The sequence below is a fragment of the Mycobacterium colombiense genome (genome assembly GCF_001672755.1).
GTDB classification, from domain to species: Bacteria; Actinomycetota; Actinomycetes; order Mycobacteriales; family Mycobacteriaceae; genus Mycobacterium; species Mycobacterium colombiense_C.
Window position 1 is genome coordinate 49690 of the sequence record NZ_LZKI01000033.1, and the last position, 26659, is coordinate 76348.

General features: G+C 68.4%; 17 protein-coding genes. 4 read left to right on the forward strand and 13 right to left on the reverse strand.

Annotation, left to right across the window (positions count from 1 at the left end; translation table 11 throughout):
• Positions 1-24: 24 nt before the first annotated feature.
• The 5 genes from murI to clpS are packed head-to-tail and all read right to left on the reverse strand — an operon-like array spanning position 25 to position 3528.
• Positions 25-840, reverse strand: a complete 816-nt coding sequence (gene murI, locus A5708_RS03910; protein WP_065027363.1) for a glutamate racemase — start codon at positions 838-840, stop codon at positions 25-27.
• Positions 837-1520 carry a rhomboid family intramembrane serine protease gene (locus tag A5708_RS03915; protein ID WP_065027364.1) on the reverse strand — a complete coding sequence of 228 codons (684 nt, stop codon included), beginning with the start codon at positions 1518-1520 and terminating at the stop codon, positions 837-839. Before A5708_RS03915 ends, murI begins: the two co-directional genes overlap by 4 nt.
• Before the next feature lie 36 nt (positions 1521-1556).
• Complete coding sequence (locus A5708_RS03920; RefSeq protein ID WP_065027365.1) at positions 1557-2606, reverse strand: P1 family peptidase; 1050 nt, start codon at positions 2604-2606, stop codon at positions 1557-1559.
• Positions 2607-2616: 10 nt separating this feature from the next.
• Complete coding sequence (locus tag A5708_RS03925) at positions 2617-3198, reverse strand: DUF2017 domain-containing protein (protein ID WP_065027366.1); 582 nt, start codon at positions 3196-3198, stop codon at positions 2617-2619.
• Positions 3199-3222: 24 nt separating this feature from the next.
• Positions 3223-3528, reverse strand: a complete 306-nt coding sequence (gene clpS / locus A5708_RS03930) for an ATP-dependent Clp protease adapter ClpS (RefSeq protein ID WP_064950340.1) — start codon at positions 3526-3528, stop codon at positions 3223-3225.
• A gap of 66 nt (positions 3529-3594) precedes the next feature.
• On the opposite strand from clpS, the gene A5708_RS03935 reads away from it, so the two are divergent.
• Positions 3595-4911, forward strand: a complete 1317-nt coding sequence (locus tag A5708_RS03935) for a nicotinate phosphoribosyltransferase (RefSeq protein ID WP_065027367.1) — start codon at positions 3595-3597, stop codon at positions 4909-4911.
• Between the two features lie 72 nt (positions 4912-4983).
• Positions 4984-6978 carry an ATP-dependent DNA helicase gene (locus A5708_RS03940; protein WP_065027368.1) on the forward strand — a complete coding sequence of 665 codons (1995 nt, stop codon included), beginning with the start codon at positions 4984-4986 and terminating at the stop codon, positions 6976-6978.
• A 3-nt stretch (positions 6979-6981) separates the two neighbouring features.
• Here A5708_RS03940 and A5708_RS03945 read toward each other — a convergent pair whose 3' ends face one another.
• From A5708_RS03945 to glgP, 7 genes are all read right to left on the reverse strand, one after another.
• Positions 6982-11421, reverse strand: a complete 4440-nt coding sequence (locus A5708_RS03945; protein ID WP_065027369.1) for a protein kinase domain-containing protein — start codon at positions 11419-11421, stop codon at positions 6982-6984.
• Positions 11422-11426: 5 nt separating this feature from the next.
• Positions 11427-12296 (reverse strand): DegV family protein, encoded by an 870-nt coding sequence (locus A5708_RS03950; RefSeq protein WP_065027370.1) that lies wholly within the window; start codon positions 12294-12296, stop codon positions 11427-11429.
• A complete protein-coding gene (locus tag A5708_RS03955) occupies positions 12289-13191 on the reverse strand; it encodes a DegV family protein (protein WP_065027371.1) in 903 nt (300 codons plus the stop codon). The genes A5708_RS03950 and A5708_RS03955 overlap by 8 nt, the downstream gene beginning before the upstream one ends.
• The gene (locus A5708_RS03960; protein ID WP_065027372.1) at positions 13184-14065 is read right to left on the reverse strand and encodes a DegV family protein; all 882 of its coding nucleotides are present in this window, start codon (positions 14063-14065) and stop codon (positions 13184-13186) included. The genes A5708_RS03955 and A5708_RS03960 overlap by 8 nt, the downstream gene beginning before the upstream one ends.
• Positions 14058-14939, reverse strand: a complete 882-nt coding sequence (locus A5708_RS03965; RefSeq protein ID WP_065027373.1) for a DegV family protein — start codon at positions 14937-14939, stop codon at positions 14058-14060. Before A5708_RS03965 ends, A5708_RS03960 begins: the two co-directional genes overlap by 8 nt.
• Entirely contained in the window at positions 14932-18102 is a 3171-nt protein-coding gene (locus tag A5708_RS03970; protein WP_065027374.1) for an MFS transporter, read from the reverse strand. Before A5708_RS03970 ends, A5708_RS03965 begins: the two co-directional genes overlap by 8 nt.
• A 397-nt stretch (positions 18103-18499) precedes the next feature.
• Positions 18500-21142, reverse strand: coding sequence for an alpha-glucan family phosphorylase (gene glgP, locus A5708_RS03975; RefSeq protein WP_065027375.1), 2643 nt, complete (start codon positions 21140-21142; stop codon positions 18500-18502).
• Positions 21143-21369: 227 nt separating this feature from the next.
• On the opposite strand from glgP, the gene A5708_RS03980 reads away from it, so the two are divergent.
• Positions 21370-23463 (forward strand): alpha-1,4-glucan--maltose-1-phosphate maltosyltransferase, encoded by a 2094-nt coding sequence (locus A5708_RS03980; RefSeq protein WP_231117808.1) that lies wholly within the window; start codon positions 21370-21372, stop codon positions 23461-23463.
• A 23-nt stretch (positions 23464-23486) separates the two neighbouring features.
• Positions 23487-25682, forward strand: a complete 2196-nt coding sequence (gene glgB, locus A5708_RS03985; RefSeq protein WP_065027376.1) for a 1,4-alpha-glucan branching protein GlgB — start codon at positions 23487-23489, stop codon at positions 25680-25682.
• A 9-nt stretch (positions 25683-25691) separates the two neighbouring features.
• Here glgB and A5708_RS03990 read toward each other — a convergent pair whose 3' ends face one another.
• A complete protein-coding gene (locus tag A5708_RS03990) occupies positions 25692-26606 on the reverse strand; it encodes a tetratricopeptide repeat protein (protein WP_065027377.1) in 915 nt (304 codons plus the stop codon).
• Between the last annotated feature and the right edge of the window lie 53 nt (positions 26607-26659).

The following is a 26659-nucleotide window of genomic DNA, read 5'->3' on the forward strand; positions in this document are numbered from 1 at the left end:
TGTGACGAGAATCTCGTCCGCAGGTCAATCAATGTGCACCTGATGCACGGGCTGGACGCCGGTGACCGCCGGACCCAGGAAGCGCACCGCCAACGCGGTGAATGCCTCGGGGTCACCGGTGGCTTCGAAAACCCGTGTCGCGGGGGGCGCATCGTGGGGCCGGAGCAGGTCCCGTTCGGTCAGCACCCGAAGCACTTCCTTGGCGGTTTCCTCGGCGCTGGAGACCAACGTCACGTTCTCACCCATCGCCAACTGGATGAGCCCGGACAGCAACGGATAGTGGGTGCAGCCGAGCACCAGCGTGTCCACCTGCGCGCGCTGCAACGGCTCCAGATAACCCTCGGCGAGCCCGAGCACCTGACGGCCACTCGTCACGCCGCGCTCCACGAAGTCGACGAAACGCGGACAGGCCACCGCGGTGACCTCGGTGTCGCGGGCGGCGGCGAACGCGTCCTGATAGGCGTGCGAGTTGACGGTCGCCTGGGTGCCGATGACGCCGATGCGGCCGTTGCGGGTGGTGGCGACCGCGCGGCGCACCGCCGGCAGGATCACCTCAACGACGGGCACGTCATAGCGTTCCCGGGCGTCCCGCAGGCATGCGGCGGACGCCGTGTTGCAGGCGATCACCAACGCCTTGACGCCGCGGCCGACGAGGTCGTCACCGATGGCCAGCGCGTGCGCGCGGACCTCGGGGATGGTCAGCGGGCCGTAGGGACCGTGGCCGGTGTCGCCGACATAGATGATGTCCTCGTCGGGCAACTGGTCGATGATCGCCCGCGCGACGGTGAGTCCCCCGACACCGGAGTCGAAGACCCCGATGGGCGCCAACGCCGAACTCATGTCTTGGGCCGCGGCACAGCGGTGCCGGCCTTCTTCCGGGCGCGGGTGTTGCGTTCCGGGCCGGACAGCAGGTACGCGGCCACCACACCCGCGATGGCCCCGCAGAGGTGAGCTTGCCAAGACACCCCGGGCGTGCCGGGCAGCACGCCGAGCAGGACGCCGCCGTAGGCGAACAACACGATGATGCCGACGACGATCTGCCACACCTTGCGGGTGAAGAAGCCGAACACGATCAGGAACGCCAGCCAGCCGAAGATCAGGCCCGACGCGCCGATGTGGTTGGTCTCGCAGCGCACCCCGACGTACGGGCAGTGCGCGCCGACATTGCCGATCAGCCACGTGCCGAAGCCGCCCAGAATCCAGACGATGGCCGTGGCGAATACGAACCGCGACAGGCCGGCGAGCGTCATCAGGAAGCCGAGCACGAGCGCCGGAACACTGTTGGCGATCAGGTGGTCCCAGTTCGCGTGCAGCAGCGGCGCGACCAGGATGCCCCACAAACCGTCGACTTCCAGTGGCCTGATGCCGTTCTCGTCCAGCGAATGCCGGGTGAGCTGGTCGATCAGCTCGACGAGGTAGAGCAGCGCCACGAAGGTGAGGATCGTGGCGGCACCCACCGCCCACGCGGGCCGCTTCGCCCGGGTCGCCGGTGTGCCGGGGCGCCCGGTGGTTTTAGCCATAGCTGCAGGTTACCGGCGCGGACGGCGGTGAACTTTTCATCGGGGTAACGCCCCGGGCAACACGTCGCGGTAGCTCGGTATGCCGGCTATCGACTCCGCGGCCAGCACACCACCCAGCACCGCGGCCGCCAGGCAATCGGCGGCGGCGATGCCCACCTCGGTGGCCAACGGGGTCTCCGGGGAGAAGGCGGCGGGCGGTGGTTTGGAACTGGCCGCCGCGGCCACCTCGACCGCACCGGTGGCCAGCACGAACACCGTGTCACCGTCGACCGGCGTGTGCGCCGGCCGGATGCTGCGGGCCAGGCCGTCGTGGGCGGCGATGGCTACCCGCCGGCACGCCGCCGAGCTCAGGGCGGCGTCGGTGGCCACCACCGCGATGACGGTGTTGAGCGGGTTGTCCACCGGATTCGACGGGGACGGCAACCGGGCGAAGGCGTCGATCTGCTCGGCCGGCGGCGGCCGCAGACCGAACTCCCGGGTCAGGTCCGCCATCCACGGCAAGCCGGTGCCCCGGTCGACGACCTCGCCCGCGGAGTTCACCACGGCCACCGCCCCGACGGTCACCCCGGACGGCAGTACCCTCGACGCGGTGCCGACGCCGCCCTTGAGCGCGCCGGCGCGCGCCCCCACCCCGGCGCCGACGTTCCCGACACCCATCGCCGCCCCGTCCTCGGCGGCGGCGCAGGCGGCGTAACCGAACTCTGCCGTCGGACGGCATTCCCAGCCGCCGACCGGCAGATCGAAGATCACCGCTCCCGGCACGATGGGCACAACCCCGCCGTCCATCGCCACGCCACGTTCGCGTTCCTCCAGCCAGCGCATGACACCGTCCGCGGCGGCCAGTCCGTAGGCGCTGCCCCCGGCGAGCAACACCGCGTCCACGAACCGCACGGTGTTGGCCGGATCCAGCAGGTCGGTCTCCCGGGTACCGGGCGCACCGCCGCGGCAATCGACGGCGCCGACGGTGCCCGGCGGGGTGAGCACGACGGTGACGCCGCACGCCCAGCCGGCGCCCAGGGACACGTCCGGATCCAGTCGTTGGTAGTGGCCGACGCGGATGCCGCCGACGTCGGTGATGGCGTTCATCTGTCGCCGATCATCGGGGCCCCATCAGCACCAGGACCAGATACTCCTGCAACACCGTCAGCCACTGGTACACGTCGAAGTGCACGGCCAGCGGATGGTCGGCCGGCAGGCGCTCCGGGCCTTCGGGGCCGACCTCGAGCATGACTCCCAGGGTCAGCCGGATGTCGTTGACCGCCGCGATCCAGGAATTCGCGTCGTCCTCGGTCAGCTCGAAGCGGCCGCCGTCTTCGGGGATCGTGCTCAGTACCCGCTGTGCGGCAACGCGTTTGGCGTTGACGATGTCCGGCTCGTGCAGGCTGCGCAGCGCGGCGTTGAGGCTGTCCGCGTCGTCGGGCGGCACGGTGTCCTCGTCTTCGTGCCGGTAGAAGTCGGGAAGCAGCCGACGCAACGTCGGATCTTTCGGGGGGTCGGCGTTGCCCGTCTTGATCCCGGTGATCTCCTCGAGTTCGTCTGCGGGCGAGGAAGATTCACGCTCGTCGAGCAGGCCGATCATCGCGGTGGCCAGGTTCTTCAGCAGGGTGGCCTCATGCGGAGCCAGGGACGACCGAAAACGGGGACCGCTCGCGGTCTCGACCCGCTTCCATTTGCGCACAGGGAATCGCCAGCGCCTCGAGTTTCAGCGGTCCTGCTGCATGGTCGCCCACAAACCGGCGGCGTGCAGCTTGGACACATCGACTTCCATGGACTCGCGGCTGCCGGCGGACACCACGGCCTTCCCTTCGTTGTGCACCTGCAGCATCAGCTTGGTGGCGTGCGGCTCGCTGTAGCCGAACAACTTCTGGAACACATACGTCACGTAAGTCATCAGATTGACCGGGTCGTCCCAGACGATCGTGACCCACGGACTCGACGTGGCCTCTACCGGAGCGGACTCTCGTTGTCCTGTAGTGCCCGGCTTAGTGGGCGCTGACATAACAACCATGGCCTACACGATACCGAGGGTTGGACGTCGTTTCCGAGCCCCGATCACAGCCGATACCGTTATGGGATGAACGACCCGGTCGTTACTGGGCTGCTTACCGACAAGTACGAACTGACGATGTTGGCGGCGGCGCTGCGAGACGGCAGCGCTGATCGGCGGACAACTTTCGAGCTGTTCGCCCGACGTCTTCCCGAAGGCCGCCGCTACGGCGTGGTCGCCGGGACCGGCCGGCTGCTCGAAGCGCTGCCACAGTTCACCTTCGATGACCAGGCGTGCCAATCGCTGGGGCAATTCCTCGACCCGGACACGCTGCGCTACTTGCGCGAATTCCGGTTCGGCGGCGACATCGACGGCTACGCCGAAGGCGAGCTGTACTTCCCCGGTTCCCCGGTGCTGTCGGTGAGCGGGACGTTCGCCGAATGCGTGGTGCTCGAGACGCTGGCGCTGTCGATTTTCAATCACGACACCGCGGTCGCGTCCGCCGCGGCGCGCATGGTCAGCGCGGCCCGGGGGCGCCCGTTGATCGAGATGGGGTCGCGGCGCACGCACGAGCAGGCGGCCGTCGCCGCGGCCCGCGCCGCCTACCTCGCCGGCTTCGCGGCCACCTCCAATCTGGAGGCGCAGCGTTGCTACGGAATACCCACCGAAGGCACCTCCGCGCACGCGTTCACCATGCTGTTTGCCCGCGCCGACTCCCCTACGGAGTCGACCGAATTGGCGGCTTTCCGGGCGCAGGTCGACGCGCTCGGCGTGGACACCACCCTGCTGGTGGACACCTACGACGTGACGACCGGTGTGGCCAATGCGGTCACCGCCGCCGGCACCGGGCTCGGTGCGGTGCGCATCGACTCCGGCGAGCTGGGCGTGCTCGCCCGCCAGGTACGCGAACAGCTCGACAGGCTGGGAGCCACCGGGACGCGCATCGTGGTCTCCGGCGACCTCGACGAGTTCTCCATCGCGGCCCTGGCCGCCGAGCCGGTGGACAGTTACGGCGTGGGCACGTCGCTGGTGACGGGCTCGGGCGCCCCGACGGCGAACATGGTGTACAAACTCGTCGAGGTGGACGGCCTGCCGGTCCAGAAGCGCAGCAGCCACAAGGAATCTCACGGTGGGCGCAAGGAGGCGCTGCGCCTGTCGCGCGGCTCGGGCATCATCACCGAGGAGGTCGTGTATCCCGCCGGCCGACAGCCCGCCGTCTCCGATCCGTCCCGGGTGTTGACCGTCCCGCTGGTGCGCGGTGGAGAACTGGTGTCCAAACCGAACCTCGCCGCGGCGCGCGAGCTGGTAACTTCCGGGCTGCGCAGTCTGCCGTGGGAGGGATTGAACTTGTCGCACGGCGATCCCGCGGTCACGACCACGCAGATTCCCGCCGGCCGGCGCTAGCGACGCCCGAAAGATGCCGCGGCGCGAGCGCCGCCCCGAACAGCGAAGAGGGTAGCCACGTCCGACGTTTCCGTGTCCGAGCTGCTGGCCACCGCGGTGGCCGCACTCGGCGGCAGTGAACGCGACGGCCAGCAGGAGATGGCCGCCGCGGTGGCGCAGGCCTTCGCCACCGAGGAGCACCTGGTGGTGCAGGCCGGCACCGGCACCGGCAAGTCGCTCGCGTACCTGGTGCCCGCGATCGTCCACGCCCTTGACGACGACTCCCCCGTCGTCGTGTCCACGGCCACGATCGCCCTGCAGCGCCAGCTCGTCGATCGCGATCTGCCCCGCCTGGTCGATGCGCTGGCCGATGCCCTGCCGCGCCGCCCGCAGTTCGCGTTGCTCAAGGGTCGGCGAAACTATCTGTGCCTGAACAAGATTCACAACGGTGGGCCGGCCGACGGTGACGACGGCGACGACCGGCCGCAAGAGGAACTCTTCAACCCGATGGCGGTCAGCGCCCTGGGCCGCGACGTGCAACGGCTCACCGAATGGGCGTCGAGCACCGAATCGGGCGACCGCGACGACCTGAAGCCCGGCGTCCCGGACCGATCCTGGTCGCAGGTCAGCGTTTCCGCGCGGGAATGCCTCGGCGTGGCGCGCTGCCCATTCGGCACCGAGTGCTTCTCCGAACGCGCGAGGGCGCAGGCCGGCCGCGCCGACGTCGTGGTCACCAACCATGCGCTGCTTGCCATCGACGCGGTCGCCGAATCGGCGGTGCTGCCCGAGCATGCGCTGCTGGTCGTCGACGAAGCACACGAGCTGGTGGACCGGGTGACGTCGGTGGCCACCGCGGAGCTGACGTCGGCCTCCCTCGGGGTGGCTTCGCGGCGGATCGCCCGACTCGTGGACCCGGAACTGGTCCAGCGGCTGGAGGCGACGACGGCGAACTTCGCCTCGGTCATCCACGACGGCACGCCGGGCCGCATCGACCGCCTCGACGACGAGCTGGCGACCTACCTGACCGCGCTGCGCGACGTGTCGACCGCGGCGCGCTCGGCGATCGACACCACCAACGACCCCAAGGCGGCGTCGGCGCGCGCCGAAGCCGTTGCGGCACTGAGCGAGATCTCGGACACCGCGTCGCGGGTGCTGGAATCGTTCGGCCCGGCCATCCCCGATCGCACCGACGTGGTGTGGCTGGAGCACGAGGAGATCAGGGGTTCGTCGCGGCCGGTGTTGCGGGTGGCCCCGCTGTCGGTCGCGGGGCTGCTGCGGTCGCGGGTGTTCTCGCGTTCGACGGTGGTGCTGACGTCGGCGACGCTGACCATCGGGGGCTCGTTCGACGCGATGGCCATGGCGTGGGGGCTGACGGCCGAGGACGACGACGCGCCGTGGCGCGGCCTGGACGTCGGTTCGCCGTTCCAGCACGCCAAAGCCGGAATCCTGTACGTGGCCGCGCACCTGCCCCCACCCGGACGCGACGGCACCGGGTCGGCCGAGCAGCTGAGCGAGATCGCCGACCTCATCGCCGCCGCCGACGGGCGCACCCTGGGCCTGTTCTCGTCGATGCGGGCGGCCCGGGCGGCCGCCGAGGCCATGCGCGAACGCCTCTCGACGCCGGTGCTCTGCCAGGGCGACGACAGCACGTCGGCGCTCGTCGAGCAGTTCAGCGCCGACCCGCAGACGTCGCTGTTCGGCACGCTGTCGCTGTGGCAGGGCGTCGACGTGCCCGGGCCGTCGCTGTCGCTGGTGCTGATCGACCGCATCCCGTTCCCCCGGCCCGACGACCCCCTGCTGGGCGCGCGGCAGCGGGCGGTCGCCGCGCGCGGCGGCAACGGCTTCATGGCCGTCGCGGCCAACCACGCGGCGCTGCTGCTGGCGCAGGGGTCGGGGCGGCTGTTGCGCCGCGTCACCGATCGCGGAGTGGTCGCGGTGCTCGACTCGCGCATGGTCACCGCCGGCTACGGCGGCTACCTGCGGGCGTCGCTGCCGCCGTTCTGGCAGACCACCAACGGGGAGCAGGTGCGCCAGGCGCTGCAGCGATTGCGCACCGCATCGGATTCGCAGGAGGGCCTGTCGGCCTGAGCCCTATTCCCAGCAGACCTCATAGACGCGCTGAGGATCCTGCAGCCCCTTGAGTTGTTCCTCGCGCGTTCCGCCGAACCGGAACTCGTGGCTGCCGGCAACCAGCCCGCGCAGTACCGCCGAGACGAGGATCCCGTTCCCGTCCGCTTTGGCGCCGATCCGCGCCGCGAGGATGACCGTGTGCCCGAAAAAGTCCTCCTGCTCACGGATCACCTCTCCGGTATGCAGTCCGATCCGGACGCGCAGCACCTGGCTGCCCGACTGGTCGCGATACGCCGCCAAGTCACGCTGGATGGCGATCGCGCAGCGCAGCGCGCTGCGGGCACTGGCGAACGCGACCATGAATCCGTCGCCCTGTGATTTGACCTCGAAGCCGCTGTGCGCGGCCAGCTGGCGACGGATGACCGCGTTGTGGCGATGCAGAAGCTTCAGCCAGCGCTCGTCGCCGAGCTGCTCGGCGAGCACCGTCGAGCCTTCGATGTCGGAAAACATGATCGTCACCGTTCCGTCGGGAGCGGCCACTTTGCTGAGGTCCGGCCGGTCCGCCTCGACGGACTCCGCGACGTCGTCCATCACCGACCACCCGAGCTGCTGTTCCCGGCTCTGCTCGCTCCCTCGGCGCAGCTGCACAAGTCGCTCGACCTCGACGCGCATGCTGTTGCGCTGCGCGAAGTCAAGTCCCCGGTCGATCAGGCCCATCGCCTTGTCCCGATCCGCCGGCCCCGAATTGCTGAGCAGCATGCGCGCGTACTCGTAGCAGACCCGGGGCGTCACGTAATCGCTGCCGATCTCCGCATTGCGCGCGAGGGCCAGGTCGAAGTGGTGCACGGCGTCCGCATGGCGGTCCGCCGCCGCGGCGGCGAAGGCGAGGAACGTGTGGTTGGAGCCGAGGCACCCGGCACCGGCCAGAAACAGAGTGCAGCGGTCTTCGTAGGGCACCAGCAGCTCGTAGAGTGCGCTTGCGGCTTCTCGATCACCGATCGGGATCGACGCCATCGAGAGCACGCAGACCGAAGTCAACCAGTCACTGCCGCGCCGGAGCGCCTCGAAGCCGTCGGCCGTGAGCTCCGCGAACCTGGCGCGGGCCTCATCGAGCTGGCCGATCTCGGTCAGCAGCCACACATACGATGCCGGCCACGCCTGTCCGTAGCGCGCGGCGGCTTCTCGGCCGACGTCGCGCAGCTGTTCCAGGGTGCCATCCGCGAGCCGGGTCAGAAACGAGTGCGCGCCGAAGACCACTGCTGCTACCTCCGGCTCGGCACGCTGCCCGATGGACAGCGCCGTCTGCGCGAGGCGCTCCGACTCCTTATAGCGACCCTGCATCAGTGCCCGCATCGTGCGGAACACCGCCGTCTGCCACAGGTAGCGCGGCTGGTGTAGCTCGCCGGCCAGCCGGTCGCACGCCGCGATCTCTTGATCTACCGCCCGGAAGTCGCCGAGCTGGGCAAGCGCTATCAGACGCAGCTGGTGGCCCTCGAACTCCATGTCCCGGTCACCGACGATCCGGGCGAGCCGCGCCATCTCCTCGCCGGACGCGATGGCCTCGTCGGTGCGGTCGGGGCCCAAGGTTGACCACTGCCGGCTGTGCATGGCCAGCAGCAAGATCTTCGTGTCGCCGACGCGTTCGGCCATCTCGATGGCCTGGGCGCTGGTCCGGTCGGCTTCCGCCAGCGCGCCTTTGCGGCGAAGCTCGAGAGCCAGCCGGGCAAGCACCGTCACCCTCAGCGCGCTGTCACGTGCCGGCAGCACCTCGAGCGCCTCATCCAACAACGCCACCAGCTGTTCGTCCGCACGATCGGTGATCGAGAAGCCGCCCGGGCCGCCGCCGTATCCGAGCGCGGCACGGGCAAAGTGGTCGTTGAGCGCCAGCTCGCGCGCGATGGTCGCGGCCTCGCCGAATGTGTTACGAGCGCCCTCGGCTTCGCCGGCCCGCCACCGCGCATCCCCCAGCGCCAGCAGCAGATCGCATCGGCGCTGCGGTATCACCTCCGAGATCGTGTCGAAGAGCCGAAGCGCCGTCGCGTAGAGGCTGACCGCGTCTTCGTAGGCATACGTCGCCGCCGCGCGCTCCCCCGCCCACCAGGCATAGTCGGCTGCCTTCGCGGCGTCGCCGTAGGGAGCCGCCTTCGCGAAGTGGAATGCGATCGCGGACAGATGAGACTCGATCCGGTCCTCGTAGAGCTCCTCGATCGCCTCGCCGGCGGCAATGTGCAGCTGGGAGCGCCGTAGCGCGGGCAGGTCGTCGTAGAGCGCGTCGCGAGTCGCGCCGTGCGCGAAGCCGTACCGGCCCGGCTCGCCGGTGGCCTGTCGCACGATCGCCCCGTCCAGGGCCGGCTGCATCCGCGCAAACGCGACATCTGCCTCCAGCCCGCTGACGTGCGTCAGGATCGGCAGATCGAATTCGCGGCCGATCACCGCCGCGGTCGACAGCAGCTCGAGTGTTTCGGCCGGCAGCTTCTCCAACCGATGGGAGACCACTTCGTGGACACCCCGAGGGATGCCGAGCTCCTCGCCGTCCCGGATGTTGGTAACCCACCGATCGTCGCGCCAGTCGAGCACTTCAGAGTCGATCAGATGGCGGATGATCTCTTCGGTGAAGTACGGGTTGCCCTCCGACTCGCGGCAAACGGCGTCGGCCAGTGCGAGTTCACTACGTCGCTCCAGCGGCTGCTGCAGTACCGCTTCGAGCATCGCCTTGACATGGTGGTCGGAGAGCCCCCGCAGCTTGATGCGTGCGTATCCGCGTTCCTTGCTGAGCCCGGTGAGTACCTCGTTCAAGTAATGGTCGTCGGGAAGCTCGTCGTCTCGATATGTGCCCAGTACGAATACGCGCGAGTGGGCCAGTTCGCGCACGACGAACGCCAACAGCATCAACGAGGGATGGTCGGCCTGTTGGAGGTCTTCGAGGAAGATCGCGATCGGCTGGCGGTCGGAGGCGCCGATCAGAAACCGCGACACCGAGTCGAACAACCGAAAGCGCGCCTGCTCGGCGTCCAGCGGCGGCGATTCGGGGATCTCCGGCATGCGCTCGCGTACCTCGGAGACGATCTGAGCGATCTCAAACGCGCCTGAACCCAGGTCAGAAGCCACCGTCTCGGCATCGTGACTGCGTGCATAGTCGCGGATCACCTGCACCCACGGCCAGTAGGCGGGAGCACCCGCGCCCGCATAGCAGCGGCCCCACACAACCTGCGCGCCCCGAAGGGCGGCGTATGCCGCGGCCTCCGACGCAAGGCGTGTCTTGCCGATTCCCGACTCTCCACTTATCAGCACGGTGCGGCCGCGGCGGCCCATGGCGTCATCGATCGCGGCGCGGAGCTCGTGCGTTTCTCGTTCTCGCCCGAGGAACGTGCTGTCGGTGATCCGGTCGAGCGCCGCCATGTCCCGAGTCGCGCCATCACCACTCGCGACCGCGGCCGCGATCGTCCCAAGCGCATCGCGAACTTCGACTGCTCGCTGGGGACGCGCCTCCGGCGACTTCGCCAGCATCCTCAGCAGCAACTGGTCGAGCGGCGCCGGAATGCCGGAGCGGTGCCCGCTTGGCGCGACCGGGGCGGTCGAAACATGTTGGGAGACAATGGCAGCCGGCGATTCTCCCGCGAAAGGTGTTATCCCGCAGAGTAATTCGTACAGCAAAGCGCCAAGGGAGTAGATGTCCGAACGAGCGTCGGAGCCGCGACCGAGAGCCTGTTCGGGCGGCATATAAGCGACCGTTCCGATCACCGTCCCCACGGCTGTCACGCGCGTTGAGCCTTCCGCGACCGCGAGTCCGAAATCTCCGATCTTGGCGGTGCCGTCGGGCGCCAGCCACACATTCTGGGGTTTGACGTCGCGATGCACCACGCCCTGCCCGTGCGCGTGGGCCAGCCCACTGGCGATGTCCTGCCCGATCCGGACCACCTCTTCGACGGCGAGCCGGTGATCGACCGCGTCCGACAACAGGCCGTAAAGGTCCCCGCCGGCCATGTACTGGCTGATCAGGTATAGCTGCCCCGCCTCCTCGCCGAAGTCGTACACGTTGACGATGTTCGGGTGCTCGCCGAGCTTCGCCATCGCCTCCGCTTCCCGCCGCGCGCGGCGCATGGCGGCCTCGTCCGTGCCGCCTGCCTTGAACACCGCTGCGGCCACCTCGCGCTGCAGGCGGGTATCGGTTGCCAGGTACACCCGCTTGCCGGCACCTTCGCCGAGCAGGCGGCCGAGCGTGTAACGCCCGTCCGCAAGCGCCTTGGGGACGGGCGGTGCCGCCGGCTGCGCCGGCATGGGCTGGGCACCCAGCATGGTGCCGCACTCGTCGCAGAACCGCTGCGAGTTCGGTTGGCGCGCACCGCAGCCGGGGCACGCGATTTCGGCCACGATCGGGGCACCACAGCTGTTGCAAAACTTGGCCCGAGGCCGGTTCCCGGCCCCGCATTTGCTGCATTCGACAGTCGCGGCGGTGCTCATCTCGGTTACCTCAACGCCGCCCCTGGAAGTCCGCCGACCACCAGCGTGCCCGGTCCGACGTGCGTTGCGACTACCGGTCCGACCTCGGAGATGAATTCCGGCTCGGTGCCGAGCAGTTCGGCGAGACGCTCGGCCAGCTGTTTGGCGTCATCGTGCGCGTACGCCTGTTGCAGGAACCACCGGTCGGCACCCGCCGCGCGGTGCTGGCGCATCAGTTCGACCAGCCGATCGATCCCGCGCCTACGCGTGCGCACCCGCTCGACGGCCTTGAGTTCCGATTCGATCGTCAGGATCGGTTTGAGGTCGAGCGCCGATCCGACCCATGCGGCCACAGCGCCCACCCGGTTGCTTCGGCGGAGGTACTCGAGCGAATCCACCAGCGCCCAACCCTTGATTTCGTTACGGGCCTGGCGCACCCGCTCGATAACGCCCTCCGGGTCGGCTCCCCCGGCGGCGGCACGCGCTGCCACCAGGGCCTGGAGCCCAAGGTGGCCGCCGAAGCCGGCCGAGTCGATCACCGTGACCCGCGCGCCACGGTGGTCTCCAGACTCCAACTGCGCGGCCGCCTGCCGTGCCACCGAGCAGGTGTCGGAAACGCCCGACGAGATCAGGACCGCAACGACTGCACTGCGCTGCTGCAGCAGCCGTTCGAATACCACCGCGAAATCCTGGACGGAGGGCGGCGACGTCGTCGCGACGGTCTTGGACGGGTCCAGTGCGGCGTAGAACCGTGCGAAATCACCATCGAAGTCCAACTCGCGCAGCGGGCCGCCACCGACGTCGTAATACTGTGAGACAACCGTGATTTCAAACTTGTCGACGAGTGCACGCGGCAGGTAGCCGGTGCTGTCGGTAACCACCGCGACATCAGCCATACGCACCCTCCAACGCCGCGCCGGGAAGACCCCCGACCGTCACCATCCCCGGACCGGTATGAGTTGCAAGTACCGGCCCGACCTCGGAGATGAACTCCGGTTCGGTGCCGAACAGCCCGGCGAGACGCGCGGCCAGTCGCCGCGCGTCCTCGTGCGCATGGGCGTGTTGGACGAACCATCGGTCGGCGCCCACCGCGCGGCGCTGTCGCATCAACTCAACCAACCGCTCGACGCCGCGGTTGAACGTGCGCACGCGTTCGACGGCCTTCATCTCTGATTCGATCATCAAGATCGGCTTGAGATCGAGCGCCGAGCCGATCCATGCGGCCGCGGTGCCGACTCGGCCGCCGCGCCTCAGATACTCGAGCGTGTCGACAAGGACCCACTGCCTGACCTCTTGGCGCGCCCGGCGCGCCTGCTCGGTCACGCCCTGTAGGTCGGCTCCTGCCGCCGCGGCACGCGCCGCCGCCAGGGCCTGACAACCCAGGTGGCCGGCCACTCCGGCCGAATCGAAGACCACTATCCGGTCGCCGCCCAGCCGCGCCGCCGCCTCCCGTGCGAACTCGCACGTCGGGGAAAGGTTCGAGCCGAGCATGACGGCGACCACGGCGCTGTGTCGCTGCAGCAGGCGTTCGTAGGCTTCGACGAAATCCTCGATCTTGGGCGGCCCGGTCGTCGCGACGGTCTTCGACGCGTCCAGTTCGGCGAAGAACCGTGCCCAATCGCCGTCGAAGTCCGACTCGCGCTCCCCCCGGCCCGGCAGCTCGTGACCGCCGGTGGGCGACTCGGCACCAGTGATGTCGTAGTACAACGACACCACCGTGATGTCCAGGCTCTCGACGAGCGCCCGCGGCAGCGCGCAGGTGCTGTCGGTCACCACTGCGACCTCAGCCATGCGTGCCCTCCAGTGCAGTGCCGGGAAGACCTCCGGCCGATAGCGCCCCCGGACCGACGTGGGTTGCGAGCACCGGGCCGATCTCGGAGACGAACTCCGGGCTCGTGCCGAACAGCTCGGCGAGCCGCTCTGCCAGCCCCTTCGCTTCATCGTGCGCATACGCGTGTTGGACGAACCATCGATCGGCGCCCACCGCGCGGCGCTGGCGCATCAGCTCGACCAACCGCTCGACCCCTCGCCTGCGTGTGCGCACGCGCTCGACGGCCTTCACCTCCGATTCGATCATCAAGATCGGCTTGAGGTCGAGCGCTGACCCGAGCCATGCGGCCGCATTGCCAATCCGGCCACCGCGCCGCAGGTACTCAAGGGTGTCAAGGAGGACCCACTGCCTGACCTCCTGGCGCGCCCGGCGCGTTGCCGCGATCACCCCCGAGCCGTCTTCGCCCGCTTCGGCCGCCCGCGCGGCCGCCATTGCCTGAATGCCCAAGTGGCCGGCCGCACCGGCAGAGTCGATCACCACCACCCGCTCGCCACCGCGGCCCTCGGCTTCAAGCTGTGCGGCCGCTTGCTGAGCCACCGCGCATGTCTCGGAAAAGTGAGAGGAGCCCAGGACCGAAACGATGGTGCTGTGCTGTTGCAGCAGCCGTTCAAAGACCACGACGAAATCCTCGACGGGAGGCGCCAACGTCTTCGCGACGCTCGTCGACGCGTCCAGTGCCGCATAGAATCGTTCGAAATCGCCGTCGAACTCCGACTCGCGCAGCGGGCCGCCACCAACGTCGTAATACCGCGACACCACCGTGATGGCGAGACTATCGACGAGCGCACCGGGCAGGCAGCCGCTGCTGTCAGTCACCACTGCGACCTCAGCCATGAGTGCCCTCCAGCGCCGCGCCGGGAAGACCTCCGGCCACCAACGTCCCCGGGCCGGTGTGCGTTGCGAGCACCGGACTGAGCTCGGAGATGAATTCCGGCTCACTGCTGAAGATTTCAGCGAGGCGCTCGGCGAGCCCGTTCGCGTCCTCGCGCGCATCCGCGTGCTGGACGAACCATCGGTCGACGCCCACCCCCCGCCGCTGTCGCATCAACTCGACCAGCCGCTCGACGGCGCGCCTGCGCGAGCGCACGCGCTCGACGGCCCTGAACTGTGATTCGATCATCAAGATCGGTTTGAGGTCGAGCGCCGATCCGAGCCATGCGGCCGCGCCACCAATACGGCCACCGCGGCGCAGATACTCGAGCGTGTCGAGAACGACCCACTGCCTGACTTCCTGGCGTGCCCGCCGCGTCGCCGCTGTCACCGCCGTGGCGTCTTCCCCCGCGGCGGCCGCCCGCGCGCCCGCGAGCGCCTGAAGACCCAGTTGGCCGGCCGCACCGGCCGAGTCGATCACCACTACCCGCTCGCCGTCGCGTCCCGCGGATTCCAGCCGTGCGGCCGCCTGCCGAGCCATCGAGCAGGTCTCGGAAAGGCCCGACGAAATCAGGACCGCGACGACGGCGGCGTGCTGCTGCAACAGCCGGTCATAGACCGCGACGAAGTCCTCGACGGTGGGCGGCGACGTCTTCGCAACGCTCTTCGACGCGTCAAGCTCCGCATAGAACCGCCGGAAGTCACCGTCGAATTCCGACTCACGCAGCCGGCCGCCGCCGACTTCGTAATAGAGCGGCACCACCGTGATGTCCAGACTCTCGACGAGCGCAGCAGGCAGCGCGCAGGTGCTGTCGGTAACCACCGCGACGTCAGCCACCGACCACCTCCATGATCCGCGGCAAGGCTTCACGCGTTGCAATTCGCCCCGCCTCGCGGGCACGGTCAATCTGGTGCCATTCGAGGAAACCGATACTGCTGGTGTCGGGGTGGATCGCCAGATCAGCCCGCTCCAGGACCGCGGTTGATGCCATTGCGCTACCGATCGTCATCGTGCGCAAGAGCGTGTCGACGACGTTAGGCACCCGCGGCGGGTGCGGCAGCTTCGTAGCGGAGGCGGAGGTCGCCTGCTGACCGGTGCCGATGCTGACTGCGATCAGTGGGCCCTCGTGGCGCGCCAGCGTCGTCACCGGCAGGTTGTCCAGCACACCGCCATCGACGTGTAACGCACCGTCGTAGACGACCGGTGCATACAAACCCGGGACCCGCAGGGAACAGCCGACGACGTCGGCGAGCGGACCGCATCGATGCACGACGGCCCGCCGCGCCAGCAGGTCGACGCTGACACAGCGGAATTCCTTCGGCAGTTCCTCGACTAGCTGTCCCCCGAAGACACTGTCCAGAGCGCCCAAGGTGCGCCGCCCCCGGATCAGTCCTTTGCTCGGCAGGGTGTAGTCGCTGGTCGGGTTGCTGCGGATGAAGTACTCGTAGATGTTCGCGTCGACGGCAGCCGCATCCTTGCCGGTTGCCGCGAGCGCGGCGATGATCGCCCCCATGCTGGTTCCCGCATAACGGTCGACGGCCACCCCGGCCGCTTCCAGCTCGTCCAGCACCCCAAGGTGCGCAAAAGCTCGCGCGGCCCCACCGCTGAGGACCAGCCCGACCGAGCGTCCCGCGATGCGCGCGGCGAGCGTTCGCAGATCGGCGGTCGCGTGCCCGGCGCGGACTGTGTGCACCGAGCGCGGCGTTATCAATTCCTCCCACAGGTGCCGGTGTTCACGAGCCGCGGGTGCTCCTGCGAGGACTAGGTCGGCTCCCACCGCACGCGCCGGCAGCGGTGCCACCGGCGGTGCCGGATGCGCCACCACCAGCACAACGCGATCTGCCGACCGCAAGCAGAAGTCACGCCAGTCCGCATCGTTGGCTGCCGCGTGCAGCACCACCTTGTCCGCCGCCCGCTCGGCGCGGTCCAATCCGTCGCGGTCCACACGGCCCGGGTCCGCCACCTGTAGCCGGCCCGATAGCGCGGTGACCAATTCGGCGGCCACCAGCGATACGGGCGCACCGGCGTCGACGCCGACGATCGCGATCACCGCCTCCGGTGTCGCCGCTCGCGGCACCGCGGGCGGCGGAGCCTGGTGTAGCCGCGTGGCCAGCACCCGGACCATCGCTGCCAGGACGCCTGAATCGGCAATGCTTTGGAATTGGGTTTTGGTGAGCCGCACCAGCGTCGAGTCGCGCACCGCGCGAATCGATGCGGAACGGGGCGCATCGATCAGCAATCCGAGCTCGCCGACGACCTCGCCGCGACCCAATTCCGTTATTACAACGTCATTCTGGAGCACCTGCAGGCGGCCGTTTCGCACGACGTACAACGAATCGGGCGCATCGCCCGCGTGAAAGAGATACGACCCCGCCTCCAGGTCAACCTGCTCGGCATGGTCCCGCAGCTCTGCCCGGGTGACAGGATCCAGCCCGGCAAACAACGGCAGACCACCGAGTGGATCGATCTCGCCGTCCAAGGCCGCCCGGGGCTCGGCGGGGAGGGACACGAGCCCCGGCGCCGACCGCGATTCCGGCGAGTCCGGTTGCGGCGGGAGTTCAGGCTCCCCTGCCGTCGCAGCAGTGTGGCGAGTGCGGCCGAGCAACACGCCGGCGATAGCCACCAACGCAAAGCAGACCGCTGCCAGGACCCAACCCCGCCGCAGCGACCCTTCGGTGGCGCCATGCGCCGGCGTTCCGACCACAATCACCAGCAACGCGATGCCGATAACGGCGCCGAGCTGGCGGGTGCTGCTGACCACCGCCGATGCGGTGGCATAACTGCCGCCCGCGGCCAGCCCGGCCAGGGCGGCGCTGCCGAGCATGGGCAGCGTCGCGCCGACCCCGATGCCCTGCAGGATCTGCCCGGGCAGCCACTGCCCGAGGAAATCGGGTTTGGACCCGACACGCGCGATGTACCACACCAGGCTGCCTGTCCAGGTGAGCGCGCCGGCGATGATGATGAGGCGATAACCATGCCGGTCGGCGACGCGGCCTAGTACCGCGGCGACGATAGCCGCGACGAATGCGGCGGGTGCCACCGCCAGGCCCGCGCGCAGTAAGTTGTAGCCCCACACGTAGTTGAGGAACAGGACGTGGGTCAGTAGGTAGGCGTAGAAGCCGGCGCTGGCGATCAGCGTCAACGTATTGCCCGCCGTGAACGACCGGATGCGCAGAAACGCAGGCTCTATCAGCGGGGTTGGGTGCCTGCGCGAACTCATCGCGAATCCGAGCATCGCCACCACCGCGGCCAGGAACGACCCGATGGTCGCCGGGCTGACCCAGCCCCAATCCGGCCCCTTGACCAAGCCGAGAGTCAAGCACCCGAGCCCGCTAGCCAGCAACGCCGCGCCGCGTAAGTCGGGCACGCGCCGTCGTCCCGAGGCACGGCTCTCGACCAGTCCCCGTCGAGCCACCGCGACGGCCACGACGCCGAGCGGCAGATTGACCAGGAAAACCCAACGCCAACTCGACGCCTCCACGAGAGCACCACCGATTGGCGGCCCGAGGCCCGATGCGATGGCCGCCGCCGCGCCCCAGAGGCCGACGCCATGTGCGCGGCGCGCCTCGTCGAAGCTTTCGACTACGAGCGCCAGGGACGCCGGAACCAGGACCGCCGCTCCGATGCCCTGCAGTACCCGGAAGGCGACGAGCTGGCCGACGGTGTCGGCGACCGCGCATAAGGCTGACGCGACGGTGAACAACACCACGCCGCAGATGAACATCCGCTTGCGGCCAAGCAGGTCAGCGATCCTGCCGCCGGCAACCAGGAATGCAGCGAAGGCGATGTTGTAGGCGTTGAGCACCCACGACAGGCTGCTGATGTCGCTGCTGTGGAAATACCGCTGGATGGCCGGGAAGGCGATGTTGACGATCGTGGAGTCGAGGAATGCGAGAAACGCGCCGAAAGCCGCGACCAGCAGCACCGCCGTCGGAGAGGGCTGTCGGCGTCGGGTGAGCGGGACGGGGGGCCGGCCCGTCCGGAGACGTCTGCCGCTCAAGCCGGTGTCCCCGTCGACGACTCTGCCGGCCCGGCCGTGCCCGTTCGTCGTCGCGCGCTCGGCTGCGCGCCTCGGGGTCGTCCGGGCTGTGACAGCAATTCTGTGCGTCATGGCGCACCTCCACTGTGAGGCTGTTGCGACTCTGACCGCGTGGCAATTGTCGCTCAACCGCCCGTGCTGAGTTCCAAAATCTACTAATTACTGTTGTGAAAATTAGCGAGCGTCGCCCGATCCGCGGCGGAGCACGGCAACGATCCGGCCGGCACCACTGGATACCTCACGTTGCCCTCAAAGCCGCCGAACAGCGCCGGCCGCGGCTGGCCGCGAAAACCATTGCGCGCGAAGACAATGCAGTACGTCGACAGCGCTTTACCCGCTTTGGCTCGTTGTCGAGCGCCTAGGCCAGCGTGACCAGGCCGAGCTCGTTGCTGGCCGCCAGCATCGGGTTGTGCGGCAGCACGCGCACGGTGTAGCCGACCGATCCCGCGAGCGGCAGCGGCGTCGTCGTCGAGAAGACCTGGTTACCGCCCTCGGCGGTGCCGGTGTAGGACATCTCGACGGTGATCGGCTCCAGCAGCGCATCGCTGGAGTCGACGCGGCCCACCACCGCCTGGACGGTGACCTCGTCGGGCGCCAGGCCGGCCAGCTGCACGGTGGCGGTCAAGGTCAGCTTGGAGCCGAGCACGGGGCTGTCCGGCAGGCCGGTGCTGTCCACGTCGGTGATGACGATCTTGGGCCAGGCCTGCTGGGCGCGCCGGCGGTAGGCGGCCAGCTCACGGGCCGCGCCGAACTCGCCGCCGCCCGCCGCGTCGTCGGCTGGTGCGATCGTCTTGCGCAGCGACTGCGCCGCGGGCGTGTAGTACTGCTCGACGTAGTCGCGCACCATGCGCGACGCCAACACTTTTGGACCGAGCGTCTGCACCGTGTGGCGCACCATTTCGATCCAGCGCGGCGGCACGCCGTGTTCGTCGCGTTCGTAGAACTTCGGCGCCACAGCCTCTTCCAGCAACGTGTAGAGCCCGCTAGACTCCAGGTCGTCGCGCCGGTCCTCGTCGGCCACACCGTCGGCAGACGGTATCTCCCAACCGTTTTCGCCGTCGTACCATTCGTCCCACCAGCCATCGCGGATGGACAGGTTCAGCCCGCCGTTGAGTGCGCTCTTCATTCCCGAAGTGCCGCAAGCCTCCAACGGCCGCAGCGGATTGTTCAGCCAGACGTCGCAGCCCCAATACAGCAGCCGCGCCATGGACATGTCGTAGTCGGGCAGAAACGCGATGCGGTGGCGCACCGCGGGCCGGTCGGCAAAGCGCACCACCTGCTGGATCAGCGCCTTGCCCCCGTCGTCGGCCGGGTGCGACTTGCCCGCCACGATCAACTGGATCGGCCGTTCCGAGTCGAGCAGCAGCTGTTCCAGCCGATCCGGATCACGCAGCATCAGCGTCAGCCGCTTGTAGGTCGGCACTCGCCGAGCGAACCCGATGGTCAGCACCTCCGGATCGAATGCCGTTGCGATCCAACCTAATTCAGCGTCCGAGGCGCCCCGTTCCAGCCAAGAGCGACGGAGGCGCTGCCGGACGTCGTCCACGAGCAGGGACCTCAGCTGCGAGCGGATCCACCACAGGTGGCCCGCGTCAACCTGCTTGAGGCGCAGCCAAACCCCCGGATCGCTGAACGAATCCGACCCGGCCAGCTCGCGACCCAGTTGCAGCCACTGCGGCGCCGCCCACGTGCGCGCGTGAACTCCGTTGGTGATCGAGCCGATCGGCACCTCACTCGCGTCGAAGCCGGGCCACAGTTCGTTGAACATCGACCGGCTCACCCGGCCGTGCAGCGACGACACACCGTTGGCGCGCTGGGCCAGCCGCAGACCCATGTGCGCCATGTTGAACTTGGTGGGGTCGTCCTCGGCGCCGAGGGCCAGGATGCGGGCCGTTGGCACGCCCGGCAGCAGCACGGGCGTGCCATCGGATGTCGCGGCCTTCTCGCGCGATTCCGCCTCGTCGTCGGCGTGGTCGTCGAAGTAGAGCCGCACCATCTCGATGGGGAACCGGTCGATGCCGGCCGGCACCGGGGTGTGGGTGGTGAACACCGTGCTGGAGCGCACCACGGTCAGCGCGGTGTCGAAGTCCAATCCCGGACCGGTCATCAGCTCGCGGATACGTTCGGCTCCCAGGAAGCCCGCGTGGCCCTCGTTCATGTGGAACACCTCGGGTGCGGGCAGGCCGTGGATGTCGGTGAAAGCGCGGATCGCCCGCACTCCGCCGATGCCGGCCAGGATCTCCTGCCTCATCCGGTGTTCCTGGTCGCCCCCGTACAGGCGGTCGGTGACGCTGCGCAGGTCGTGCTCGTTCTCCGGGACGTCGGAATCCAGCAACAACAGCGGAACCCGGCCCACCTGCGCGACCCAGATCCGGGCGTGCAATTGCGCGGAGTCGGGCAGCATCAGCTCGACCAGGGCGGGCTCGCCGGTCGCATCGGTCAACAGGCGCAACGGCAGACCCTGCGGGTCCAGCGACGGGTAGGTCTCGTTCTGCCAGCCGTCGGCGGTCAGCGACTGACGGAAGTAGCCGGATCGGTAGTAGAGCCCCACCGCCACCAGCGGCACGCCCAGATCCGACGCGGACTTCAGGTGGTCACCGGCAAGGATTCCCAAGCCACCGGAGTAGTTGGGCAACACCTCGGCGATGCCGAACTCCATCGAGAAGTAGGCGATTGCGGCGGGCATTTCGGCGCCCTGCTCCTGCCGCTGCTGGTACCACAGCGGGCGGCTCAGGTAATCGTTCAGATCGGCGGTCAGCGCGTCGAGCCGGCCCAGGAACGCCTCGTCCATCGCCAGCTCGTCGAGCCGCGCCGGGTTCACCGCGCCCAGCAACGCCACCGGATCGCTCGCGCACCGCTCCCAGAGCTCGGGGTCGATGGTCGCGAAAAGCTCCTGGGTGGGTTTGTCCCACGACCAACGCAGGTTGGTCGACAGCTGGTCCAGCGCGGTCAGGCGCTCCGGAAGGTGAGCACGGACGGTAAACCGGCGGAGGGCTTTCACGCGTTCCTACCTTACTGAGGTTCCCGGCCCGCGCACTGCGGCGGGAAGGGGCGCTTTTCCGCGCCGGTGTGTGACCGGAGACTAGGGTGGGTATCGGGTAGTTATCGGGGTCGCAACGATGCCGCCCCGCACAGAAAGTTTCCCCACGACAGGAAGTTTCCCGACGAGCGGCATTCCGCATGGAGCACACCGCGGGATCGGCCGCCCACAATCGGAACGGAGTGGTGGTGCCCGGTCGTGTCGAGATCGATAACGTCCAGCCGGTCGTTTCCTGTGGCGCATATCCCGCGAAAGCCGTGGTCGGCGAAGTCGTGCCGGTCAGCGCCGCGGTGTGGCGGGAAGGCCACGAGGCGGTTGCGGCGACCCTGGTCGTGCGCTACCTCGGGCCCGGCTATCCGCAGGTAACCGAGACCCGCCGCGTCAAGGCGGTCCAGGCCCCGGAAAAGCCGGTGACCCAACGCGACGGCAAGGTGGACCAGCAACGGATCAAACCGCTGCTGCTGCCGATGACGATGGGCCTGGAGCCCTACGTTTTCCACGGTCAGTTCACCCCCGACCAGGTCGGGCTGTGGACATTCCGGGTCGACGGGTGGGGCGACCCGATTCACTCGTGGCGCCACGGGGTGGTCGCGAAACTGGACGCAGGTCAGGGCGAGACCGAACTGTCCAACGATCTTCTGGTCGGCGCGGGGCTGTTCGAGCGCGCGGCGACGGGCGTGCCGCGCGCGCTGCGCGAACCGCTGCTGGCCGCGGCCACCGCGTTGCGCAAGCCCGGCGACCCGGTGACCCGGACCGCGCTGGCGCTGGGACCGGAGATCGAGGAAATCCTGGCCGACTTCCCGTTGCGCGACCTGGTCACCCGCGGCGAGCAGTACGGAGTCTGGGTGGACCGGCCACTGGCCCGGTTCGGCTCCTGGTACGAGATGTTTCCCCGCTCGACCGGCGGGTGGGACGCCGAGGGCAACCCCGTGCACGGCACCTTCGCCACGGCCGCCGCCCAGCTTCCGCGCATCGCGGCAATGGGATTCGACGTCGTCTACCTGCCGCCGATTCACCCGATCGGCAAGGTACATCGCAAGGGCCGCAACAACTCTCCCACCGCCGCCCCCGGAGATGTGGGATCGCCCTGGGCGATCGGCAGCGACGAGGGCGGCCATGACGCCGTGCACCCGGATCTGGGCACCATCGACGATTTCGACGCCTTCGTCGCCGCGACGCGCGAGCTGGGCATGGAGGTGGCGCTGGACCTGGCGCTGCAGTGCGCGCCGGATCACCCCTGGGCGCGCGACCACCGCAACTGGTTCACCGAATTGCCCGACGGCACCATCGCTTACGCGGAAAACCCGCCGAAGAAATACCAGGACATCTATCCGATCAATTTCGACAACGATCCGGCCGGACTCTACGACGAGGTGCTTCGAGTGGTCCGGCACTGGATGGACCACGGCGTCAAGTTCTTTCGCGTCGACAACCCGCACACCAAGCCACCGGATTTCTGGGCCTGGCTGATCGCCACGGTCAAGGCCATCGATCCCGACGTGCTGTTCTTGTCCGAGGCCTTCACACCGCCGGCCCGCCAGTACGGCCTGGCCAAACTGGGCTTCACCCAGTCCTACAGCTACTTCACCTGGCGCACCGCGAAGTGGGAGCTGACCGAGTTCGGCAACGACATCGCCAACCTGGCCGACTTCCGCCGGCCCAACCTGTTCGTCAACACCCCCGACATTCTGCACGCGATCCTGCAGCACAACGGGCCCGGAATGTTCGCCATCCGCGCGGTGCTGGCGGCGACCATGGGGCCGGCGTGGGGCGTGTATTCGGGTTACGAACTGTTCGAGCACCGCGCGGTGCGGGAGGGCAGCGAAGAGTACCTGGACTCGGAGAAGTACGAGCTGCGGCCCCGCGATTTCGCGGGTGCGCTCGCCGAAGGCCGGTCGCTCGAGCCATTCATCACGCAGCTCAACGCAATTCGCCGGCTGCATCCCGCGCTGCAGCAGTTGCGCACCATCCATTTCCACAGCGTGGACAACGACGCGTTGATCGCCTACTCCAAGTTCGACCCGGTGACCGGCGACTGCGTCTTGGTGGTGGTCACGCTCAACGCGTACGGCGCCGAGGAGGCGACACTGTTTTTAGATATGGCCGCTTTGGGTATGGAGCCATACGAGCGCTTTTGGGTGCGCGACGAGATCACCGGACAGGAATTCCAATGGGGTCAGGCCAATTACGTCCGGCTCGACCCCGGCCAGGCGGTCGCGCACATCATCAATATGCCACTCATACCGCATGAATCACGAATGACACTGCTACGCAGGCGATGAAACGGACCGGAGGTGAAAGGGACATGAGCCAAGCCGACCAACTCGCTCGGACACACTTGGCGCCCGATCCGGCCGACCTGTCGCGCCTGGTCGCTGGCACCCACCACAACCCGCACAGCATTCTGGGCGCCCACGAATACGGCGATCACACCGTCATTCGGGCGTACCGGCCGCACGCGGCCGAAGTCGTCGCGCTGGTCGGTGACGACCGATTCCCGATGCAGCACATCGATTCCGGCCTCTTCGCCGTCGTGTTGCCGTTCGTCAACCTGATCGACTACCGGCTGCAGATCACCTACGAGGGTGCCGAGCCGTACGTCGTCGCCGACGCATACCGCTTCCTGCCGACGTTGGGCGAGGTCGACCTGCACCTGTTCGGGGAGGGACGCCACGAACGGCTGTGGGAAGTCCTTGGCGCACATCCCCGCTCGTTCACCACGGCCGACGGTGTGGTCACCGGTGTGTCGTTCGCGGTGTGGGCGCCGAACGCCAAGGGCATCAACCTGATCGGTGAGTTCAACGGCTGGACGGGCGGCGAAGCGCCGATGCGGGCCCTGGGCTCATCGGGTGTCTGGGAGCTGTTCTGGCCCGGGTTTCCGCTCGACGGCCTGTACAAGTTCCGCGTGCACGGCGCCGACGGCGTCGTGACCGAGCGGGCCGACCCGATGGCGTTCGCCACCGAGGTGCCGCCGCACACCGCCTCGCGGGTCACGCGTAGCAACTACACCTGGGAAGACGCCGACTGGATGACCGAACGCGCGCAGCGCAACCCGGTTTTCGAGCCGATGAGCACCTATGAGGTGCACCTGGGTTCCTGGCGCCCCGGGCTCAACTACCGGCAGTTGGCCCGCGAGCTGACGGATTACGTCGTGGAACACGGCTTCACCCACGTCGAGCTGCTGCCGGTCGCCGAGCACCCCTTTGCCGGATCATGGGGCTATCAGGTGACGTCGTACTACGCGCCGACATCCCGGTTCGGCACGCCGGACGAGTTCCGCGCGCTGGTCGACGCCTTGCACCAGGCCGGCATCGGCGTGCTGGTGGACTGGGTGCCGGCGCACTTCCCCAAGGACGCGTGGGCCCTGGGCCGGTTCGACGGCACGCCGCTCTACGAGCACTCCGACCCGAAGCGCGGGGAGCAACTCGATTGGGGCACTTACGTATTCGACTTCGGCCGCCGGGAGGTCCGTAACTTCCTGGTGGCCAACGCGCTGTTCTGGCTCGAAGAGTTCCACATCGACGGCCTGCGGGTGGACGCGGTCGCCTCGATGCTCTACCTGGATTACTCGCGCCCCGAAGGCGGCTGGACCCCCAACATCTACGGCGGCCGGGAGAACCTGGAGGCCGTGCAGTTCCTGCAGGAGATGAACGCGACGGTGCACAAGACCGCCCCGGGCATCGTCACCATCGCCGAGGAGTCGACCTCCTGGCCCGGCGTGACACGGCCGACAAACCTTGGCGGCCTGGGCTTTTCGATGAAGTGGAATATGGGCTGGATGCACGACACGCTCGATTACATCAGCCGCGATCCGATCCACCGCAGCTACCACCACCACGAGATGACCTTCTCGATGCTCTACGCGTTCAGCGAGAACTACGTGCTGCCGATCAGCCATGACGAGGTGGTGCACGGCAAGGGCACGCTGTGGGGCCGGATGCCGGGCAACAATCACGTCAAGGCGGCCGGGTTGCGCAGCCTGCTCGCCTACCAGTGGGCGCACCCGGGCAAGCAGTTGCTGTTCATGGGACAGGAATTCGGGCAGCGCGCCGAGTGGTCGGAAGAACGCGGCCTGGATTGGTGGCAGCTCGACGAGCAGGGATTCTCCAACGGGGTCCTGCGCCTGGTGCGCGACATCAACGACATCTATCGCAGTCATCCGGCGCTGTGGAGCCAGGACACCGTGCCCGACGGCTACTCCTGGATCGACGCCAACGACTCGGGCAACAACGTGTTGAGCTTCCTGCGCTACGGCAAGGACGGCTCGGTGATGGCGTGCGTGTTCAACTTCGCCGGCGCCGAGCACGACGGATACCGACTGGGCCTGCCGTTGGCCGGCCGCTGGCGCGAGGTGCTCAACACCGACGCGACCGCCTACAACGGTTCGGGGATCGGCAACATGGGCGGCGTGGATGCCACCGAGGACCCGTGGCACGGCCGGCCGGCCTCGGTGCTGCTGGTGCTGCCTCCCACGTCGGCGCTGTGGCTCGAGCCAGAGTAACGCCGGGTCTCAGTACAGCGCGTTGGCGAGGTTTCGCCGTCCGGCGACAACCTCGGGATCTGCTGGGTCGAACAGCTCGAAGAGCTCGACCAGCCGGGTGCGCACCAAAGTGCGATCGTCCCCGGATGTGCTGCGCACCAAGGCAATCAGGCGGTCGAAGGCGGCGCCGACATCCTGATTGAGGATCTGCACGTCGGCCGCCGCCAGGGCGGCTTGGATGTCACCGGGCGCGGCATCGGCCACGGCGACGGCGTCCGGGCGTTGCGCGGTTGCGCGCGTGAGGAATTCGATCTGGCGAATCGCGCCCTTGGCTTCGGCGTTGGCCGGGTTGGCATCCAGGATCGACTGGTACGACACCTTGGCCGCCTCGAAGTCGCCGTCTTCCAGCTGTTGACGGGCCGCGGCAACCTCGGGGTCGACCTCCTCGGGCTCACCGGAACCCGTTGCGCCCCTGAGCTTTCCGGCGGTCGCCGAGAGGATCTGATCCAACCAGCCGCGCAGCTGTTCGGTCGGCTGCATTCCCTGGAAACTCGATATCGGCTGACCGGCGGCCAGCGCAACCACGGTCGGGACCGCGTCGACACCGAAGATCTGCGCGACCCTGGGCGCGACATCGACGTTGACCGTCGTCAGCGACCACTTGCCGTTGTCCTGAGCGGCTAGGCCGGCGAACGTGTCGAGCAACTGGACGCACGCGTCGCTGCGCGGTGACCACAGCAACACGACGACGGGCACTTCCTCGGACCGCAGCAGCACCTCGGCCTCGAAGTTGGCCTCGGTGACCGCGATGATTCCGGCGTCACCCTCGGCCGCCGACGGCGCGGGCCCTCCGGGAGGGCCCGCAGGCTGGGGCCGCTGCTTGAGAGCGGAGAGGTCGACCGCACCAGCCAGGGCGGGGCCGATAGAAGGTCGCGGACGTGTCACGCCGTCAAGTTTGTCATGTGGATGGGCTACCCATCCACCCGGTCGCGGCGGCA